The sequence below is a fragment of the Kitasatospora sp. NPDC029312 genome, assembly GCF_055569215.1.
Genome location: NZ_JBVHXY010000015.1, coordinates 42,204 through 62,270 on the forward strand (window position 1 = coordinate 42,204; position 20,067 = coordinate 62,270).

The window sequence follows — 20,067 nt, forward strand, 5'->3', positions numbered from 1 at the left end:
ACCCCAACCCCCCCCCCCCCCCCCCCCCCCCCCCCCCCCCCCCCCCCCCCCCCCCCTCCCCCCCCCCCCCGGGGTCCGGGTCCCCCACGTGCTCAGACCGCGCCGAACTCCCCGGCCCGGACGGCCGAGACGAACGAGGCCCAGGCCTCGACCGGAAAGCTCAGGGCCGGCCCCTCGGGGTCCTTGGAGTCACGGACGGGGACGGTATCGGCAGAGGCGGCCAAGTTACCCGCGACCTCTACGCAGTCGCCGCCGTTGCTGCTGTACGAGGATGTGAACCAATGAGGTTCGGCGGTCACGGCAGTTCCTCCCTTAGCTGGCTGATCAAGGCCACAGACTCCGCCTGCGAGAGTGCGAGGGCCTGCAGCTGATAGTAGGCCGTGAGCGTAGGCCGGACCGCGTCACTGTCCCGCTCCAGGTGCCCCTGTTGTGCGGATTCCGCGTAGGACATCAACGACCGGTTGGCGAGGGTGAGGATGTTCACCGGAAGGTCGAACGGCCGGGCTTCACCTATCGCGTACGGGGCAACCTGAAGCACGGTGTGCGGCATCCTGGCGAACTCCGTCAGGTGGTCTAGCTGATCGGCCATCACCTCAGGACCGCCGACTGGCCGGCGGATGCTGCTTTCGTCCAGTACTGCATGGATCACGGGCGCCGGTTCGCGGCGAAGGTTTGCCTGTCGGCGGGCCAGGTAGGCCACCCGCTCGTCGGCCTGGTCCTGGGTGATGTTGTCCCGGTCCACGGCGGCCGTCGCGATCGCGCGCGCGTAGGCCATGGTCTGGAGCAACCCCGGCACGATCCCGAGGGTGAACAACCGCACCTCGGTGGCTTTGGCCTCCTGCGCGACATACTCCGGGAAGCCCTCCAGCAGCGCCGAATGCTTGAGGTCGAGCGCCTTACGGGCGAAGACCCGGTCCAGCCCAAATGATTTGTCAAGTTCGCGCGACAGCCGTGCCGTTGGGGGGCGGCGACCAGTTTCGACGGCTGACACGTGCGTTGGCGAGTAGCCGATCGACAGTGCCAAGTCTTCCTGGGTCCACCCTCGCTCCTCTCGCAAGCTGCGGAGAAACATGCCGAACTTGGCCGAAGGACCAGAGTCAGGGTTCAGCTCAGCCTTGTTCATCCAGGCCTCTCCAAGCACATCTGACAGGTTGAAGGCTGCTCAAGCCTAGAGGACAGTTGGCGCTCCCGGTAGTCGTTTCACTACGGAGAGGAGCGGACGTTGAGGCTGCAGTCGCCCCCATCTGTCCAGCACGAGGGCATCGAGCGTTTCCAGGTGGTGATCTACCTCGCCAGAACGGGCCCCGGCTTTCCCGAGCTGGAGATGCGGAGCTGCGAGGAGTACGCACTGGCCTTCGGGTGGGAGGTGTCCCTGACCGTCGTGGACGACGAGACCGACAAGTGCCCTGAGCAGCGTCCCCTGCTCCTCGCCGCGCTGCAGGCGGTCAAGGACAGGACCTCCGGTGCGATCCTGATCCCGTCCAAGGCGGCCGTGTCGCCCATCGACGGCGAGTACGACGACTTCGCCGGACAGGTGGAGAGGGCCGGCGGGTTCGTCCAGGTGATCCGTCGATGAGCCCGCGCTACGGGATCGTTCCCGCCGACATCACGGACGGAGCCTGGTACCCGGTCTGGGTCATCCGGGACCACAGGACCGGGAATCTGGTGAAGGCGCTGCCGCCCGCGCCCGAACCGCTGCGGTTCTACTCGTACCACCAGGCCGCCCGATGGGTGAGTGTCAACGACCGGCCCGCTCCGGACGACGGGGTCACCGGATGACCGCCGAACGGTCCGACGAGCCGGTCGGCCACGGTGAGCGCCACGAGATCCGGTTGATCGACTCCCGGAGCCCCCACTTCCTGATGCTGGAGTGCTGGGCCCTGTGGGACCGCGACCGGCACCGATACGTGCGGGTGCACGGCAGTTCGGGCAGGATCAGGCGCTTCTACAGCCGGGCTGCCGCCGATGCCTTCGTCCGCTCCGTCTCCGACGACGCCCGATAGCGGCACGGGGAGGCATCGGCCCCGTCCTGCCGTGGGCGGGACGGGGCCGGTCAAGTGCCGTGCGTATGGCCGGGGGTTACTGCGGGTCCCCGGTGGGGCGACGGCGGCGGGTACCGACCATGCCGAAGGCGCCGCCGATCAGCAGCAGCGCGCCGGCTCCGGCGACGATGACGCCGGTGGCGTCACCGCCGCCGGTGGAGGCGAGGGGCCGGTTGCGGGTGTCCCCGGTGGGGGTGGGCGGGGGCGCGGCGGCGGGGGTGGTCGCCGTGGCGGCGGGGCTCGTGGTCGGCGTCGTGGTGGGGGTGGCCGACGGCGAGGGGGCCTGGGTGGTGGTGCCGGGCGCGGTGGTGCGGGTCGGGGTCGGCTGCTGCGTCGGTCGTGTGGTGGTGGGTTGGCCGCTCGGCACCGCGCTCGTGGCGCTCGTCGTGGCGCTCGTTGTGGCGCTGGGGGTGACCACCGGAGTGGCCGTCGGACCGCAGTCCGCCGTGGGGGTCCGGGTGCCCGGCACGGGCGGAGGGGTCGTGGTGGCCGTCGGCGAGGCGTGGCGCTTGGTGGGCGAGACGGACGGTGAAGTCGGATCCGGGGAGGCGGGCGGGCTGGTGGGCTTCGCGGTTTCGGTCTTCTTCGGCTTGGGGGACGCCGGGCTGCCGGTGGGCTCGGCGGGCTCGGTGGTGGCCTTCGGCTTCGGCGAGTCGTCGCCGGAGGCGCCGGAGTCGTCAGAACCGTCGGAACCGTCGGAATCGTCGGATCCCTTCGTCGACTTCGCCTTCCTGGCCTGCTCGGTCTCCGTCCTCACCAGGCGCCGGCTCTGCGAGGCGCTCGCCTCCGGGGAGTGGGGCGCCTCCGAGCTCGGCTTTCGGGTCTCGTCGTCGTGCCGGGCGGCGGTGGCCGACGGCGAGGGGGTCTTCCCGTCGTCCGCGGGCCGGGCGGTCGTCGAGGGCTTCGGATTCGTGGTGACGGCCGGGCCGGGGCAGTGCGCGGCGCCGTCCGAGGGCGTGGAGTCGGTGTGGTAGCCGGCCACGATCTTGGTGAACTCGTACGGACTCTGCTGGATTCCGCCGCACTTCGACGCGGTGTCCTTGGAGAACGCCCCGGCGCAGGAGCGGTCCCGGTTGACGGCCCAGAAGGTGAAGCGGGCGAGGTGGTGGGCGGCGGCGAAGTCCCGCATGGCCTGGAAGTCCGCCGGGGAGACCACTTCGTCCGGGGAGTCGCTGTGCCCGTTGATGGACGACAGGCCCGTGTGGCGCCAGGCGGTGTCCGCGTCGTAGCCGTAGGACTTGACGAGACTCTGCTGGACGCCGGCGAGGGCGGCTTCGGTGGCGTCCACCACGGTGCCGCTGTGGCGGTCGAAGTCGAAGGGCATGGCCACCCAGCCGTCCACCGCCAGGCCGGCCTTGGCCGCCCTGGTGATGAGGTCGGTGCCGGCGGCGTCGGGGCCGTTCTCCTCGGTGCTGAGGGTGACGTAGACCCGCAGGCCGGGGTTCTTCGTCGTGACCGTCTTGAGCGCGTCGACCACCCGCTGACGGGACTCGGCGCCGGACAGCTCGGTGTTCTCGATGTCGATGTCGATCGCCTTCAACTGGTAGGCGTCGATCACCTTCTGGTAGGCGGCGGCGAGGTGGGTGGCGTCGGCGCACTTCTCCCCGAGCTTGTCGCCGTCCCAGCCGCCGAACGAGGCCACCACGTCGCCTCCGGCGGCGCGGATGGCCTTGATCCTGGCCTCCTCGTCGCTTCCGGTCAGCGCGCGCTCGCCGTCCCAGGCCGGCTCGCAGCCGTGGCCCGCGAGGAGGAAGGCCAGGGTGAACTGCCGGATGCCGGTCGCCTTCATCACCTCGACCGGGTCCTGGGCGTCGCCCGACTCGCCCCAACCGAAGTACTCGTAGACGGCGTTGAGGCCGATCGGGTCGGTGGCGGCGGCCGGGGCCTCGTTCTGCGCGACGATGAGGACGCCGCCGGCCGCGAGCGCGGTGGCAGCGGCGGCGATCCGCCGTCGACGGCTGAGCCGGTGTTTGGACATGGCAGGGGACCTCCTGGCTGGAAGGGGACGGGGGGACCCCGCGGCCACGGCATCGCTCGTCCTGGAACGGCGGGCGGACCGGGGCTCGGCGCCGGTCCGGCCGAGCCGCCGGGGGGCGGGAGCCCGTTCGGGGGTGCCGACGCGCACGGTGCCGACGCGCACGGTGGCGGGTGCACGGCCCTCGCGGTCACCGCCGTACGGAGGGGTCCTCAGCGAGGGACACGGAACAGCCCCCGCGTCCGGTTCACTGTCCGCGGGACCGGCCCGCCGGGCGGTCGACCTCCCCTGCGGAGCGGCTCAGGCGCCCGGTCATGGGGGCGCCGCCGGTCGCGGCCCTGACGGCCCGTCCGGTCCGGCGGCCGACGGAGCGGCCCGCGCGTCCGCCGCCCGCCGGGGCCCGTCAGGCCGCCCCGCCCGCCGCTGCACCGGAACGCCGCGCAGCAGTTCGTCCAGCAGCCGTTCCAGGACCTCCGGCGCGGCGCCGTCCGCGGCCACGCCCGCGGTGGCCACGCCCGCCGGGGTCGCGCCCGGGGCCCGGGGTGCGGGAGCCGGTGGCTCCCCCACCGGGCTCGCGCCGCCCCGGTCCGCCGCAAGGGCGCGGCGGGGAAGCGCCGTACCGTCGCTCCGCCTCGCGCTCGTGGTCCTCCCCAGGACGCCCTCGAGCATCCGGCTCAACCGGTCCACCAGGAGCACCCGCCCGGAGTCGGCGACCTGCTCGGCGTCCGCGGCCGGCACCGAGTCGGCGACGCGCTGCGGGACGGTCGGCTCGGGCGTCTCGCGCGCCAGCTCACCGATGAGCCGACGGGCCAGCTCGAGCGCCTGCTCCGCGGTCTCCAGCGCCCGGGCGGAAGCGCCCTGCGGGGGAACGGCTCCGGTCACGCACTCCAGTGCCGCGCCCGCCGCCCGCACCACGTGGTCGAGCAGTCGTCGGGTGGCTGCCACCCGTTCCGGGCAGGGTAGTTCGGCGGCCAGCTCGACGGCGTAGAGGCGGGCGAGACGGTCGACCTGGAACAGCCCCGGCAGGGCCTCCAGCACGAGGTGCGCCGCGTCCAGCTCGGCGAGGAGCTGGCGGGCCCGCACCAGTGAGACGCCCGTCAGCGCCGCGGCGTCCCCGGTGTCGAGGGTCTCGCCGGGGTGCAGTCCGGACAGGGTGAACAGGCGTCGCGCCTCCTCGGGCAGGACCCGCACGCTCCGGTCGAGCGCCGTCGCCATCCCGAGCATGCCTCCGGTGGCGAGGGCGGCGAGGCCGGTGCGCCGGTCGGCCATCTCCTCGGCGAGGTCGTTCAGGGACCAGGCGGGCCGGGAGGCCAGCCGCGCGCCGGCCACCCGGAGTGCCAGCGGCAGCCAGTCGCACAGCGCCGCCAGCCGCCGGGCCGCGCACGGCTCGGCCGCGACGCGCTCCGCTCCGGCCACCCGGGCGAGCAGGTCGACGGCCTCCTGCTCCGCCAAGCCGCCGAGGGGCAGGGGGATGGCGGCCTCGCGCACGACGAGGTCGGTCAGCCGGGAGCGGCTGGCGATGACGACCACCGGCTCGGGTGAGGCGGGCAGCAGGGGCTCGACCTGTGCGGCGGAGCGCGCGCCGTCGAGGACGAGCAGCAGCCTGCGGCCCTCGGTCAGGGTGCGGAGGCGCTCGGCGGCCTGGCCGGGGTCGGGCGGCACCTCGTCGGCCGGGACGCCCAGTCGCCCGAGCACCGCGGCGACCGCCTCCGCGGGGGTGAGCGGCTCCTCCTCGCCGAATCCCCGCAGGTCGAGGTGGATCCGGCCGTCGGGGAAGCGGTCGGCGTGGGCGTGCGCCCACTGCAGCACCAGGCTGCTCTTGCCGGCGCCGGCGACGCCGGTGACCAGCACGGGACGGCCTTCGGCGCGCAGCGTCGCCTCGTCCAGCCGGCGCAGTTCGGCTGCGCGGCCGACGAGTTGTCCGGCCATCCGCGGCAGGGCGTGGTCGGCGATGCGCGACAGCGCGTGGTCCGTGCTCCGCGGCAGCGCGTGGCCGGCCGGGGCGGTGGCAGCGGCTCCGTCCGAGCAGCCGAGGGCCTCGCCCGCCTCGCGCAGCAGCCGGCCCGACGTGCGGCCGTGGGCGGCGAGCCTGGAGCGGGCCCGCTCGTGGAGGAGCTTCGCGTCGGCGGCCCGGCCGGCCTGCTGGAGGCAGCGGGTCAGCAGGACGGCCGTCTGCTCGCGCAGGGGGTCGGCGGCGACGGCGGCGCGCAGCTCGGTGAGCGCCTCGGCGCCACGGCCCAGCGCCAGCAGTCGCTCCGCGAGCCCTTCGGCGGCGACGGCGCGCGCGGTGTCCAGCCGCCGGCCGGTGGTCTCGGCGAGGGTCCGCGAGCCGCAGTCCGTCAGGGCGGGCCCGGTCCAGAGGGCGAGGGCCTCGCGCAGCAGGGCGATGGCGTGCTCGGTGTCGGCGGCCTCCTCGGCGGCGGCCGTCAGGCGTTCGAAGCGCTCGGCGTCGACCAGTTCCGGGTCACCGACCAGCAGGTACCCCTCGGGCCTGGTGAGCAGGTTGAGCCCGTCGCCGAGTCCGCGCCGGACGGCGGAGAGGTGACCGTGGAGGGCGGCCCGGGCGGTGGGCGGCGGCGCGCCGTCCCACACCGTGTCGAGTAGCCGCTCGACCGGGACCGGGCGGTTCAACTCACTTGCGAGCAGCGCGAGCACGGCCCGGCGACGGGCGCCGGCCACGACGACGGGGTGCCCTTGCTCGCAGCGGACTTCGACTCGGCCGAGCAGCCGGACGCGCACACTTTCTCCTGGCGCCTTGGACGGAGGAACGGGACGGCCCGAGGATATGAAGTTGCTGATCTTCGTCCAAGCCCACCCCGCGATTGGTAAGGAAACCCAACTATCCTTTGCCGCTTGGTACTTGCCTACCGAAATCGGTGATCGTCGGCTCCCAAGCTTCGCCCGGAGTTCACCTTCCGCTCATCGTGGACACGGCATCTCCGTCTCGGGAAGGCCTCCGGCCACCTCGGTCGACGCGCGTAGAAGCACCGCACATAAAGGATGATTAAATGGCTTCCCGGCAGCTCTGCCGGTCGCCGAACCCCTGGGGAGTACATGCGCATCCGGCTGCTCGGGCCGACCGAGCTCAGGGCCGACGACGGACCGACCGTTCCGGTGTCGGGAGCCAAACGCCGGGCCGTACTGGCCCTGCTGGCCCTGGAGTTCGGACGCCGGGTACGCGTCGAGCGCTTCTACGACCTGCTGTGGGACGAAGCACCCCCCGTACAGGCCAAGGCCGTGCTCCAGGGGCACGTCGCCGCGCTGCGCAAGCACCTGAACGGCACCGCCCTCACGCTGGAAACCCACCCCTCGGGCTACCTCCTCAACGGGGACCCGGAGTCGGTCGACGTCCACCGCTTCCACACGCTCACCGCCCGTGCCGGCGACGAACCGCACGACGGGACGGCCGCCGCCCTGTTCGGCGAGGCCCTGCGGCTCTGGGAGGGCGACGCACTCGCCGACCTGCCCGACACCGAACAGCGGCGCGAACTGGCGGGCCGGCTGGACCGCGCGTACGAGCAGGCCGTGCACGACTGGACCGAACGGCTGCTGCGCACCGGTCAGGGCAGCACCGCCCTGCCCGTACTCGAACAGCGCCTGCACACCGAATGGCTCCAGGAGCCGGTCACCGCGCTCCTGGTGCGCTGCCTGCACCAGGCGGGGCGCCCGGCCGAGGCCCTGAGGCTCTATCACCGCGCGCGCACCGGACTCGCCACGGAGCTGGGCCTGCACCCGGGCCCGGCGCTGCAGGCCGCGCTGGCCGCGGTGCTCGCCGACGAGCCCGCCACTCCGGCCCACGGCGACACCCGCGACCGGATCGAGCCCCCCGAGGTGCGGGACCGGCCGGCCGCCCTGCGCCACCCCGCCGCAGTTCCGGCCCGGCCCGTCACCGGCCCGCTGCCCCGCCGCACGCCCGGCTTCGTCGGCCGGAGCGCCGAACTCGACTGGCTCGACCACGCCTGCGGCCCCGACCGCCCCGACCACGCGCTGGCCGTGGTGGTGGGCGCGGCCGGCGCCGGCAAGACCGCGACCGTGGTGCGCTGGGCCCACAGCGCGGCCGCCGGCTTCCGCGACGGGCACCTCCACCACGACCTGCGGGGCTTCGACCCGGCCCGGCCCAGCGACCCGGCCGAGGTGCTGGCCTGCTTCCTGCGGGCGCTCGGGCTCGCCGAGGCCGAGATCCCCGAGGACCGCGCCCGGCGCGGAGCGCTCTACCGGGCGCTCACCGCCGAGCGCGAGCTGCTGGTGCTGCTCGACAACGCGCGCAGCGCCGCCGACGTCACCGAACTGCTGCCCGCCGGACCGCGCAGTGCCACGGTGGTGACGAGCCGCAACACCCTGGAGGACCTGGTCGTCTCCGAGGGAGCCGCGCTGCTGCGGCTGGAACCGCTGCCCGAGACCGACGCGCTCGGTGTGCTCGCCCAGGTCCTCGGCGAGGAACGGCTCGCCGCCGAGCCGGCCGCCGCCCGGCGGCTGGCCGAGCTGTGCGGCCACCTCCCGCTCGCCCTGCGGATCGCCGCCGCCCGGCTCGCCGCCCAACCGGCCTGGACCGTCGGCGACCTGGTCGCCGAGGCCGAGGACGAGCGCACCCGGCTGCCCGCGCTGGACGCCCACGGCGGCGTGAGCGTGCGCTCGGCCCTCAACCTGACGCTGCGCCGGCTGCCGCCGGCCGCCGTCCGGCTGGTCGCCCTGCTGGCGGTGCCGCCGGGGCCGGAGATCGACGTACCGACCGCGGCCGCCCTGCTCGAAGCGCCCCCGGCCGAGGCCCGGCGGGCGCTCGGCGCGCTGACCGCCCACCACCTGCTCACCGAAACGGCCCCGGGCCGGTACGGCCGCCACGACCTGATCCGGCTCTACGGCCGGGAGTTGCTCGACGCCGATCCGCCGCAGGAGCGGCACCAGGCGCTGGTCCGCCTGCTCGACTACCACCTCAGGGCCGTCATGGCGGGCGCCCGGCTGCTCCAGCCGCACCTGACCGAGTTCGAGCGGCCGGTGGAGTTCCCGCCGCCCGTACTGCCCGAGCTGCCGGACGTGCGATCCGCGTTGGACTGGTTCCGCGCCGAGGAGCCCACCGTGCGCGCCCTGGTGGCCGCCGGTACCGAGGCCGGCGAGGACGACCGGTCCTGGCGGCTGGCCTTCCTCGCCAACTGCCTCTACTTCGGCGCCGGGCGGCTCACCGACCGGCTCGACTGCCTGCGGCACGGCCTCGCCGCGGCCACCCGCACCGGCGATCCGGTGGCCACGGCCCTGCTGGAGGCCTCCACCGCGCGGGCCCTCAGCGGCAAGCGCCGCCCGGCGGAGGCGCTGGTCCTCGCCCGCCGGGCCGACGGCCGCACGCGCGACCACGACGGGCCCGCGCAGATCTACACCATGGCCGTGCTGGCGGTGGCGCTCGCCGACCACGGCGACCTCGCCGAGGCCAGGCGGCTCTCCGACGCGACCGTACGCCGGCTGGACGAACTCGGCCTCCACCAGGCGGGCGCGACGGTGCTGAGCAACGCGGCGACCCTGGCGAACCTGAGCGGCGACGGGCCGACGGCCCTGCGCCACGCCCGCGAGGCCCGCCGGCTGCTGGCCCCGCACCCGCACGCCACCTTCCACCTGTTCGCCCTCGCCGAGGAGGCCCAGGCACTGCGGCTCCTCGGCCTGGTGGAGGAGTCGGAGCGGACCTGGGAGGAGGCGGTGGCGCGCTGCCGGGCCAGCGCCGCGCGCCACCTCGAAGCGGCCGTCGAGCAGCGCTACGCCGACTTCCTGCTGGCCACCGGCCGGCCGGTGGCGGCCGCCGCGCGGCTGCGCACGGCGGTCGAGCTGTCCCGGGACCTCGGCGACACCGGCGCCGTCGCCGAGCTCACGGCGCGGATCGCCACGATCGACGGGGCGCTCTCGGCTCAGACCGCGACCGGTATCCCCCGGGCCACCAGGATCGGGCGCAGCGCCCGCACCGCGTAGAAGTTGCGGGACTTCACCGTCCCGACCGGTACGCCGAGCGCCGACGCGGCATCGGCCGTCGAACGGCCCTTCAGGTGCAGTTCCACCAGTACGTCGCGGTGGTGCGGCTGGAGCTCCGCCATGGCCGTCGCCAGGTCCTGGGCGGTGAGCACCTCGTCGTAGGGGTCGTGGGTCGCGGCGTGGTGCTCGTGCGCGTCGTCGGGGACCTCCCGGGCCCGGGAGGAGGCCGTCCGGAAGTGGTCGATGGCGATCCGGCGGGCCACCGTGAACAGCCACGGGCGGCTCTCCTCGATCCCGCGCTCGATGGCGGCCGGGTTCTGCCAGGCCCGCAGGAAAGTCTCCTGGAGGATGTCCTCGGCCTTGCCCCGGTCACCGCTGGTGACCCGGAGCATGGCGCGCAGGAGGCCCGGACCGTGCACCCGGTACAGCTCGGCCAAGGTGTCCTGGTCCAGGGTCGCGCGGCCCGAACGGGGGTGTTCGGCCCGCTGCTCGGCGGATCGTGGTGAAGCGGCGGCTTCCTCGGTCACTGCTCTGTCCTTCGCTCCGGTACAACGGCATCGGCGGGCGACCGCGGGGGTGTCTTCGTGGTGAGCCCCGGTGTCTCGCCCTGACGGGAAAACCGTCCCAGCCGTCGCCAACGTCCGCCCAACGGCCGCGGCGGCCGCCGCGTTGGCGGTCGTTGGCGGGCGTTGGCGGGCGTTGGCGGGCGTTGGCGGGCGTTGGTGGACGTTGAGCCGTGCCGGACGGGCGCTCAGGTCCGGGGCGCGAGTGCGGCGGTGAGCCGCTGGACGCCGTCCTCGCCGAACCGCAGCACCAGGACGGCGATCCAGCCGGCCAGGTCGGCGCGCTCGCGCTGGGTCCAGGTCGGGGCCGAGGGATGCTCGTCGACCAGCAGGACGCGGGCCAGCACCAGGTGGTCGGCGCCGGGGGTGGGCCGGACCCGCCCCGCCAGCCCGTGGAGGGCCGTCCGTCGGGCCGTGCCGACGACCTCCCGGGCGGTGGCCGGGGGCACGCCCCACCCGGCCGGGAGGGCCCCGGCAGTCCTCGTCGCGCCGGTGGACGGGGCGGGCGCCGGTTCCGCGTCACCGGCCAGCCAGGCGGCGATCAGCCGCCGCGCCGTCGCCTCCTCGAGCGGTCCGCCGCCGCCCGGGCCGTCCGTCATGACCGTCGCCCTGTCACCGTCGCGGTCCACTGCCGTGATCGCCATCGGAGTCCACCTCACCCGTCTGCCCGGCCCTGGACGCGAGCCGCTCGCCTGCCGTGCCTCGGCACTGTCGTGTAGTTGAACGGAGAACATGCCCGCAGCTGTTCACCGTGGCGGCAACCGTTCGGCGCGGAAGCGACCGTTTCGGGAGAGCGGCGGCGCACAGGTCCGCAGACCGCCCCGCCCCGCCCCGGTCCCGAGCCGGGCCGTCAGCCGGCGGCGCGTCCCGCCCTGTGGCGGCCGAGCCGCGCGGCCAGCCCGCCGAAGCCGACCAGCACGACCAGTCCGGCGCTGCCGCCCGCCACCGCGAGGGCCCGCCAGGCCTTCGAACGGTCCGGCCCCGGGTCGATCCGGACCGGGACGCCCGGAACGGACGCCGGGGAGGCGGTGGACCAGGAGACGGTGACGGCGGCGACCGGGTCGACGACCCCGAACCCCACCGCGGCGTCCGGCAGCCGGGTGCCGGGGTGGTAGGCGGTCGCCTCCAGCCGCCGGATCAGTTGCTCCGGTGTCAGCTCGGGCCGCAGCGCGAGCACCAGGGCCGCGGCCCCGGCCACGTAGGCGGTGGCGCAGCCCGGTCCGGAGGCGGTGAACAGGCCGCCGCCGGGCCCGGTGCCCGTCACGCCCTCGCCCGGGGCGACCAGGTCCACCCGCCCGTCCAAGCCGCCGGCGGACGTGCCGTTCGGCCCGGTGGAGGAGACCGCGAGCACCCCCGGATAGGAGGCGGGGAACACCGGCGAGCTGGTGCCCCGGCCGTCCGGGGCCGCCGGGGCGACGACCAGTGCTCCGCGCGCCGCCGCGTACTTCACCGCGTCGCTCAGGGCGTCGCTCGGTCCGGGGACGGGCACCTCGACCGCGATCACCCGGGCGCCCTTGTCGACGGCGGAGCGGATTCCGCTGCCCAGCAGGTCGGGGGTGGTGGCGCCGGCGTCGTCGGTGACCGCGACCGACAGCACGCGGGCCTCGGGGGCGAGGCCGGCGGGGCCGCCGTCGGCGGTGCGGCGGCCGGCCACCAGGGCGGCCGTGAAGGTGCCGTACCCGACGCAGTCGCGGCCCGCGTCCCCCGTGCCGTAGACCCTGGGCCCGAGCTGCAGCCGCCCGGCCAGGGCCGGCAGTGCCGCGTCCACGCCGGAGCCGACCACCGCGACGGTGACCCCGGCGCCCCGGCTCAGCGGCCAGGCGTCCTCGGGGCGCAGGGCGGCCTGGGCCCAGCCCGCCGTGTCGGCCGGGCGCGCGGAGGGCTTCAGGCAACCGTCCTTCTGCACGTCCTGCCTGGTCTGCGCGAGCGGCGGCGGCGGTTCCGCCGTGGCCGAGGCGGTGGGCGCCGGGGGCGCCGCCCCGGCCGGTGGAGCGGCGGCAGCCAGCAGCGCACCGGCGATCGCGGCGCCCGCCCAACGACGCCCGGTCATACCGCGCTGCCCGACCGCACCGGGGCGACGTCCTGGGGCAGCAGCAGGCTGAGTTCGGCCAGGTCGGAGACGTCGAGCCGGCTGAGCCGGCCCGCCTGACGGGTGATCATGCCCTCCAGGGTCTGCCGGGCGGTGCGGCCGTTGCCGAAGGTGCGGTCGCGCGGCATGGTGGCGAAGGCCTCGGCGAGCGCGTCGACGGTCTGCGGGGCCAGCACGTAGCCGGCCTTCTCGGCGTGCAGGCCGACGATGGTGACCAGTTCCTCGTCCGTGTAGTGCTCGAACTCGATCTGCCGGGAGAAGCGGGAGGCCAGACCGGGGTTGGAGGCGAGGAAGCCGCGCATCTCGTCCTCGTAGCCGGCCACGATCACCACGACTTCGTCGCGGTGGTCCTCCATCAGCTTCATCAGGGTGTCGACGGCCTCCTGGCCGAAGTCGTTGCCGGCCCCGCCGCGCGGGGTGAGGGTGTAGGCCTCGTCGACGAAGAGCACGCCGCCCCGGGCCCGGTCGAAGGCCTCCTTGGTGAGCTGGGCGGTGTGGCCGACGTACCGGCCGACCAGGTCGGCGCGGGCGGTCTCGACCAGCTGACCCTTGGGCAGCACGCCGAGCTCCGCGAGCAGCCTCCCGTACAGCCGGGCGACGGTGGTCTTGCCGGTGCCGGGCGGCCCGGCGAAGACCAGGTGGTGGCTGATCGCGGCGGTCGGCAGCCCGGCCTCCTCCCGGCGGCGCACCTGGGTGATCAGGTTGACCAGGTCCTCGACCTGCTCCTTGGCGGCCGGCAGGCCGACCATGGCGCGCAGCTCCTCCAGGATGACGGTGCTGTCCGAGGCCTGCCGCGGCCCGTCCGCCTCCAGCCCGGTGTCCTCGGCGACCAGCAGCGCCAGGTCGGCGTCGGTGATCTCGGACAGCTGGGCGAGCCGGGTGGCCTGGCGGTCGACCATCTCCTCGAAGACCTTGCGGGCCGCGCGGCCGTTGCCGAAGTCCGGGCCCTTGGGCATCCGCTCGAAGAGCGCGGTCAGCGCCTCCCGGGTGCCGTCGGCGAGTTCGTAGCCGTGGCCGGCGGCCGCGCGCTCCACGATGGTGACCAGCTCCGCCACCTCGTAGTTGGCGAACTCGACGGTCCGGCTGAAGCGGGAGGCCAGGCCGGGATTGCTGGCCAGGAAGTCGGTCATCTCGGCGGAGTACCCGGCCACGATGACGACCACGTCGTCGCGGTGGTCCTCCATCAGCTTGACCAGGGTGTCGATCGCCTCCCGGCCGAAGTCGGGGCCGTTGCCCCCGGAGCCGGCGGACAGTGTGTAGGCCTCGTCGATGAACAGCACGCCGCCGAGCGCCTCGGTGAACACCTCGGTGGTCTTGATCGCGGTACCGCCGATGATCGAGGCGACCAGATCGGCCCGGGCCACCTCGGTGAGGTGGCCGCTGCGCAGCACCCCCAGCTCGGCCAGGATGCTGCCGTAGAGCCGGGCGACGGTGGTCTTGCCGGTGCCGGGCGGTCCGGCGAAGATCAGGTGGCGGCTCATCGGGAGGGCGGGCATGCCGGCGAGTTCGCGGCGCCGGGCCAGCTTGTTGAGGTTGACCAGGGTGGCGACCTGCTCCTTGACTGCGGCGAGGCCGACCAGCGACTCCAGCACCTCCAGCGGCCCCTGCACCGCGGGCTCGGCCGGCGCGGCGGGCTCGCCGGAGTCGGCCGGTTCCTCGGAGTCGGCGGACTCGCCGGACCGCACCGCGGCGGCGGCCGTGCCCCGGACTCCGGCGTCGGCGGCGGCCGAGCCGTGGGCGTCGGGGTTGCGGTTGTCCTGGCTGTGCAGGTCCTCCACCGAGAGCCGGGTGCTGGGGGCGGTCTGGCGCAGGCCGGAGCCGCGGTTGCCGGTGACGGTGCAGCCGGTGACGCGGACCGCGTCGGTCGAGTCGACCCGGATCCCGTCGCCGGTGTTGTCCAGCGCCTCCAGCTGGGTCAGCACGGCGCGGGCGCCGGCCCCGATCCGGGTGCCGTGGCGGCGGTTGCCGCGGGCCCGGACCCGGGTGCAGGTCAGGTCGCCGCCGTCGTCGACGGCCAGGCCGTCCTCGGCCGAGTCGATCACCTCGCAGTCCCGCAGCGAGGCCACCCCGGCGGCGCCCACGTGGATGCCCGAGCCCTGGGCGTCGCGCACCGTGGTGCCGCCGACGAAGGTGTTGGCGCCGTCCGCGATCACCACCCCGGCCCGGCCGGCCGCCAGGATCTCGGAGTTCTCCAGCCGTCCGCGGCCGTCCCGGACGGCCTCGACGCCGTTGCCCCGCGCGTCGGTGACGGTGATCCGGCGCAGCAGCGGGTTGGCGCCCTCGCTGATCCGCACCCCGGCGCCGCCGACGTCGCGGACCTCCAGCCGGTCGAGCTCGGCGGTGCTCTCCCCGGTGAGCTCGACCCCGGTGTCACCGCAGTCGCGGACGGCGAGCCTGGTCATGACCGGGCCGGCGGAGTCGGCGACGTGCACGCCGACCGTCTCGGCGCCGCTGACCTCGCACTCCTCGAAGGTGCCGCGGGAGCGCGCGGTGACGTGGATGCCGTGGCCGCGGGTGCGCACGGTGCGGCAGCGGCGCAGCAGCGGGTCGGTGCCGCCGCCCAGCACGATGCCGTGGCCGGCGGTGGCGGTGAACGTGCAGTCCTCCAGCAGCACCCGGGCGGCGGAGCTGACGTAGACGCCGACGGGCGAGTCGCGGACGGCGGTGCGCAGCACCCGGGTGGTGCTGTGCTCCTCCAGGGCTATCGCGGGCTTGTCGGTGGTGGAGATCTCGCAGCCCTCGATGGTGCCCCGGGCCTCGCCGTTGGCGCACACGCCGTTGCCGCGCGCGTCGCGCATGACGCAGTTGCGCACGACGGGGTTGGCGCCCTCGCCGATCACCAGCGCGGAGGTGCCGAGGTGCTCGATGAGGCAGTCCTCGATGACGCTGGCCCCGGTGGAGGTCTCCACGATGCCCGCGCCGGCGGAGTTGACGACGCGGCAGCCGCGCATCGCCAGCGCGCCCTGCTGCCGGGTCAGCACGGCCGTCCAGGAGTTGCCAACCACCTCGCAGTCCTGGAGGGCGGCCTGGCCGCGGGGAACGTCCACGGCGGGCAGTTCCTCGTCCTGTCCGTGCAGGACCAGGCCGGTGAGCTGGACGGCCTCGGCGACCACCTGGACCACGCAGCCGCGGCGCGGGGTGATCTGCACGGTGCCACGGGCGTCCTCGGCGGCGATGGTGACCATCTTGGTGATCACCAGGTTCTCCTCGTACCGGCCCGGGCGCACGGAGATCACCGCCCCGGTGCGGGCCGCCTCCAGGGCCTCGCCGATGGTGCGGTAGGTGCCGCCGGCCTTCTCTTCCTGGCACACCGTCAGCACGTGGCGCGACATGGCTCGTGTTCCCTTCGTTCTGCTGTGCGTGTCACTCTGCTTGCGTGCCACCCGGTCCGGCCCGCCGTGGGGCGGGTCATCCGGTGCAGTCGGCCTTGACGGTCGAGGCGGCCAGGTGCGCGCCGGCGGTGCTGCCCCAGTCGATGCCGCGGGTGTGGAGCACGACCGCGATCCGGCCGCCGCTCACCGGGTAGGTGCCGGCGCTCACCCACTGCCCGAGGTTCTGCGGCTGGTTGACCGAGAACGAGCCGACGGTGCCGCCGCCGTTCTGCACGGTGTAGTAGGCGGGGGCGCCGCCGACCGCCTTGATGTCCCCGTTGTCGGGGACGTAGACGGACAGCCGGCAGCTGCCGGAGGAGACCTGGCCGGTGGTGAAGGTCCACACCACCGAGTTCTCGTCGTCCTTGGTGCGGTCCCCGGACATCGGCACCGAGGTGTACTGCCCGCCGCAGCCCCCGCCGCCGTCGGAGCGGGTGACCCAGTCCTTCGACCCGGAGGACCGGCCCTTCTCGGCGTAACCGGTGCCGGACGAGGAACAACCCGGCCCGGCGGTACCGGCGTAGGACGGCTTGGCCGGCGGCGGGACGACCGCGGGCGGCTGGGGAGCCGGTGGCTGCGGAACCGGCTGGGGAGCCGGCGGCTGGGCCGGGCCGGGGGCGGCGGGCTGGCCGGAGTCGCGCGGCGCGCTGCCGGTGGCGGAGCGGGCCGCCGTCGCCGCCCCGGCGGGCGCGGCGAACACCGCGCCGGCGGGCTGGGCGAGGGGCGCCGCTCCGGCCGGGGCGGGGGCCGCGGGCTGGTCGGGCGTGCCGGGGGCCGGCGCCCCGGCGGTGGCCGGATCGGTCGGGGTCCCGGTGGGAGCGGCGGTCGGGGCGGCACCGGCCGACGGCGTCCCGCCGGGGGTTCCGGCGGGCGTGCCGGACGCCTCGGGCTCCGGGACCGGCGTGTCGGCGCGGCTCATCCCGGTGGCACCGGTCGCCTCGACCGGGTCGGCCCCGCCCTCGCCCCGGCCGAGCACCAGCGGCAGGCCCATCAGCACCACGCCCACGGCGGCCGCCGCGACCGCCGGGCGGGGCAGGCCGCGCAGCCGGCCGCCCCACCCCTCACCGGCGGGCTGGGCGGGGCCGAGCCCGTCCGCCTCGGGGGCGGCGGCCTCGGGCGTGGCGGCGGCGCGGGCGGGCGTGACCGAGGCGAGGGTGCGCGCGGCCCGGGCGGGGGCCCGGACGAAGGCCTGCCGCAGGGCGCCCAACCGGGCGGTGCCGAGCGCGCCGGGACGGCCGGCCGCGGGCTCGGCCTCGGGGGTGCCGGGCTGGGCGGCCGCTCCCGCAGCGGCCTGGGCGGCGCCCGGCCGCCCGGTGCCGGGCGGGGCCGCCTGGGGCCCTGCGGCGGTGGGCCGGGCTGCGGTGAGCCGGGCGCCGGCGGCGCCGGGCCGGGCCGCCGGGCCGGTGGGCGCGGCGACGGGCGCCGGACCGAGCCCGGTCACGCCGAATGCGGCCGCCTCCGCGGCCCCGGCGGGCTCGGGCTTCGCGGGCTGAGGCTGGACGGGCCCGAGCCGGGCGGGTTCGGGTTGGGCAGGTTCGGGTTGGGCGGGTGCGGTCCTCCCGGCCCGGGCGGCGAAGGGCTGGGCGAGGACCGGCTCCACCGGAGCGCCGACCGGGGCGCCGACCGGAGCGGACGGGAACCTGGTGCGCCCCACGGGCGCCACCGGACCCGGCTCGGGGCCCACGGCAGGCTCCGCCGCGCCGACCTCGTCGCCCTCCTCCACCAACCAGGCGATCGCCGGCAGTTGGTACCCGGTCGATTCGCCGCCGCTCACGTTCTGGCCCGTGCCCACCGCAGCTCCTGGTCCGTTGAGTTCTCCGCTTCCACGGGGCGGCCGACGAATTCCGACGATCCGCCCCGCACAGAGCACGGACGGGCACCGGCGCGGGGTTCACCGGTCCGGCCGATTCCTCGGAGGACGGCACTCCGGCACCGCTGCGGCGGTTCGCCGTCGACGGTGAACCGCCTGAGCCTGCCGGGGCGTTCACACTGTCGAACTTTTTCAGGTCCCGACCGAGGAGAGTCCATGTCCCATCCCCGCGCCGGTCGGCGCACCGCCCTACGAGCCGCCGTCGCCGTGTCCGCACTGGCCGGACTCGGCGCCGCCTGGGCCGCACCGGCGGCCCTCGCCGCCGATCCCCGGCCGAACCCCGGCCAGGCCGCGCCCGACTCGACGGACTGGCTGAAGTTCGCCAACGGGCGCCTGGTCTACGGCAAGGACGCCCAGGGCAACCGGATCCCCGACTTCAGCTACGCCGGCTACCGCAACGGCACCCAGCCGCTGCCCACCGCGAAGGTCGCCGTCACCCTGGACCCGGCCGCCAACGGCGATGACACCGACCGCATCCAGCAGGCCCTCGACAAGGTCGCCGCCCTGCCGCAGGGGTCGGACGGCCTGCGCGGAGCCGTGCTGCTGAAAGCCGGCACCTACCGGCTCGGCAAGCCGCTGCGGATCAAGGCCTCCGGGGTGGTGCTGCGCGGAGCCGGCAGCGGCTCGGGCGGCACCCACCTGGTGGCCTCCGGCGACCCCCGCGCGCTGGTGGAGGTCTCCGGCGACGGCGAGCCGAAGAAGAGCGGCGCCGACCACGCCGTCACCGACGCCTACGTCCCGGTCGGCGCGACCACGCTGACCCTCGACTCGGCCGCCGGACTGAAGGTCGGCCAGAGCGTCATCGTCCAGCGGCCGCAGGAGGACCCCTGGATCAAGGCCATCGGCATGGACCACATCCCCGACCGCGACAACGGCGCGGCCTCGAAGCCCTGGACCCCCAACGACGGCCTGGAGTTCCAGCGCACCGTCACGGCGGTCGACGGCAACCGGATCACCCTGGACGTCCCGCTGACCAACGCCCTGGAGAAGGAGTTCACCCACGCCAAGGTGTGGGCGTACGACTTCCCCGGCCGGATCAGCCAGGCGGGCGTCGAAGGCTTCAGCGCCGACGGCTCGGCCTTCACCTCGGCCGCCGGGTACGAGGAGCACGGCTACTTCGAAAGCAGCTTCGTGCGCTTCGCCGCCGTCCAGGACGCCTGGGCCCGCGACATCGCCGCCGACCGGTTCGGTTCGGGCGTCGGCTCGATCGGCAGCACCGCCTCCCGGGTCACCATCACCGACACCTCCGCCACCGGCATGGAGAAGGCGATCCCCCAGCGCGCACCGTTCGCCCAGCCCGGCGCGTACAGCATCGACGGCCAGCTGAGCCTGGTCGTCAACTGCAAGGTGAGCGGCAGCAACGTGCACGCCTGGCTGACCGGGCCCCGGGTGCCCGGGCCGAACGTCTTCTCGCACTGCACCTCGGACAACGTCGGCGGTTTCCGGCTGGACGCGGGCCCGCACCAGCGGTGGGCCACCGGCACCCTGTACGACGACATCACCATGCTCCACTCCCGTGGCCCCAGCGACGACCTCGCGCTGACCAACCGCTCGAGCGCGGGCACGGGTCAGGGCTGGGCCGGCGCCAACCAGGTGATGTGGAACGCCGAGGTCGGCTACTACGGCGTGGAGAACCCGCCCACCGCGCACAACTGGGCGTTCGGCACCGTCGGCAAGCCCGTGGAGGGCCAGCAGAGCGGGGTGCAGGTCTCCACCGGCACTCCGGTGCAGCCCAAGAGTCTGTACGCCCAGCAGCTCGCCGAGCGCGGGGGCACCGCCCCGGCCCCCGAGCCGGCGGCCGTGCCGCCCACGAGCCCGGCGACGACCCCGGCCGGCAGCCCGACGGCCAGTCGTACCGCCGGCACGTCGACACCGACGACCGCGCCCTCCACGGCCCACAGCACCGGCCCGGCCGCGGCCGCGCCGTCCGCGAGCCACAGCAGCGCGGCCGCCGCCGTGGCCGCCGCGACGGCACCGCCCGGCAGCAGCCTGGCCTCGACCGGCGCCGGAGACCTGTCCACCGTCCTGACGGTGGCCGGCGGCACCATGGTCGTCGGTGCCATGGCCCTCGGGCTGGCCCGCGAGCGCCGTCGCGGCCGGGCCGCGGACTGACCTTCCCCCAGCGCGGGGGGGGGGGGGGGGGGGGGGGGGGGGAGGGGGGGAGGGGGGGGGGGGGGCGGGGGGGGGGGGGGGGGGGGGGGGGAAAGA

14 protein-coding genes are annotated in these 20,067 nt (G+C 75.4%); 5 read left to right on the plus strand and 9 right to left on the minus strand.

The features are described 5' to 3' along the window. Positions 1-92: 92 nt before the first annotated feature. Complete coding sequence (locus ACZ4WV_RS14945; protein ID WP_465746558.1) at positions 93-299, minus strand: DUF397 domain-containing protein; 207 nt, start codon at positions 297-299, stop codon at positions 93-95. Then, complete coding sequence (locus tag ACZ4WV_RS14950; RefSeq protein ID WP_465746560.1) at positions 296-1,123, minus strand: helix-turn-helix domain-containing protein; 828 nt, start codon at positions 1,121-1,123, stop codon at positions 296-298. Before ACZ4WV_RS14950 ends, ACZ4WV_RS14945 begins: the two co-directional genes overlap by 4 nt. 99 nt (positions 1,124-1,222) lie before the next feature. Between ACZ4WV_RS14950 and ACZ4WV_RS14955 the strand changes: the two genes are divergently transcribed. Genes ACZ4WV_RS14955 through ACZ4WV_RS14965 form a run of 3 tightly spaced genes read left to right on the plus strand, consistent with a single transcriptional unit; the run spans position 1,223 to position 2,003 of the window. Further along, complete coding sequence (locus ACZ4WV_RS14955) at positions 1,223-1,576, plus strand: hypothetical protein (protein ID WP_465746562.1); 354 nt, start codon at positions 1,223-1,225, stop codon at positions 1,574-1,576. Beyond that, entirely contained in the window at positions 1,573-1,779 is a 207-nt protein-coding gene (locus ACZ4WV_RS14960; RefSeq protein ID WP_465746564.1) for a hypothetical protein, read from the plus strand. Before ACZ4WV_RS14955 ends, ACZ4WV_RS14960 begins: the two co-directional genes overlap by 4 nt. Further along, positions 1,776-2,003 (plus strand): hypothetical protein, encoded by a 228-nt coding sequence (locus ACZ4WV_RS14965; protein WP_465746566.1) that lies wholly within the window; start codon positions 1,776-1,778, stop codon positions 2,001-2,003. The genes ACZ4WV_RS14960 and ACZ4WV_RS14965 overlap by 4 nt, the downstream gene beginning before the upstream one ends. Positions 2,004-2,079: 76 nt before the next feature. Here ACZ4WV_RS14965 and ACZ4WV_RS14970 read toward each other — a convergent pair whose 3' ends face one another. Both ACZ4WV_RS14970 and ACZ4WV_RS14975 read right to left on the minus strand, forming a co-directional pair. Continuing rightward, entirely contained in the window at positions 2,080-4,020 is a 1,941-nt protein-coding gene (locus ACZ4WV_RS14970) for a chitinase (protein WP_465746568.1), read from the minus strand. 309 nt (positions 4,021-4,329) lie between these two features. After that, positions 4,330-6,756 (minus strand): AfsR/SARP family transcriptional regulator, encoded by a 2,427-nt coding sequence (locus tag ACZ4WV_RS14975; protein ID WP_465746570.1) that lies wholly within the window; start codon positions 6,754-6,756, stop codon positions 4,330-4,332. A 315-nt stretch (positions 6,757-7,071) separates the two neighbouring features. Between ACZ4WV_RS14975 and ACZ4WV_RS14980 the strand changes: the two genes are divergently transcribed. Next, on the plus strand, positions 7,072-9,966 hold the full coding sequence (locus ACZ4WV_RS14980; RefSeq protein WP_465746572.1) for an AfsR/SARP family transcriptional regulator: 2,895 nt from the start codon (positions 7,072-7,074) through the stop codon (positions 9,964-9,966). On the opposite strand, the gene ACZ4WV_RS14985 is transcribed toward ACZ4WV_RS14980, so the two are convergent. From ACZ4WV_RS14985 to ACZ4WV_RS15005, 5 genes are all read right to left on the minus strand, one after another. Further along, on the minus strand, positions 9,906-10,493 hold the full coding sequence (locus ACZ4WV_RS14985; protein ID WP_465746574.1) for a sigma-70 family RNA polymerase sigma factor: 588 nt from the start codon (positions 10,491-10,493) through the stop codon (positions 9,906-9,908). The genes ACZ4WV_RS14980 and ACZ4WV_RS14985 overlap by 61 nt on opposite strands. 224 nt (positions 10,494-10,717) lie before the next feature. Beyond that, the gene (locus ACZ4WV_RS14990) at positions 10,718-11,173 is read right to left on the minus strand and encodes a hypothetical protein (RefSeq protein WP_465746576.1); all 456 of its coding nucleotides are present in this window, start codon (positions 11,171-11,173) and stop codon (positions 10,718-10,720) included. 206 nt (positions 11,174-11,379) lie between these two features. Beyond that, a complete protein-coding gene (locus ACZ4WV_RS14995) occupies positions 11,380-12,579 on the minus strand; it encodes a S8 family serine peptidase (RefSeq protein ID WP_465746578.1) in 1,200 nt (399 codons plus the stop codon). Next, positions 12,576-15,950, minus strand: a complete 3,375-nt coding sequence (locus ACZ4WV_RS15000) for a right-handed parallel beta-helix repeat-containing protein (RefSeq protein ID WP_465746580.1) — start codon at positions 15,948-15,950, stop codon at positions 12,576-12,578. Before ACZ4WV_RS15000 ends, ACZ4WV_RS14995 begins: the two co-directional genes overlap by 4 nt. Before the next feature lie 76 nt (positions 15,951-16,026). Next, on the minus strand, positions 16,027-17,781 hold the full coding sequence (locus ACZ4WV_RS15005) for a carbohydrate-binding protein (RefSeq protein WP_465746582.1): 1,755 nt from the start codon (positions 17,779-17,781) through the stop codon (positions 16,027-16,029). Positions 17,782-18,015: 234 nt separating this feature from the next. On the opposite strand from ACZ4WV_RS15005, the gene ACZ4WV_RS15010 reads away from it, so the two are divergent. Beyond that, complete coding sequence (locus ACZ4WV_RS15010) at positions 18,016-19,971, plus strand: hypothetical protein (protein WP_465746584.1); 1,956 nt, start codon at positions 18,016-18,018, stop codon at positions 19,969-19,971. The last annotated feature ends 96 nt before the right edge of the window (positions 19,972-20,067 follow it).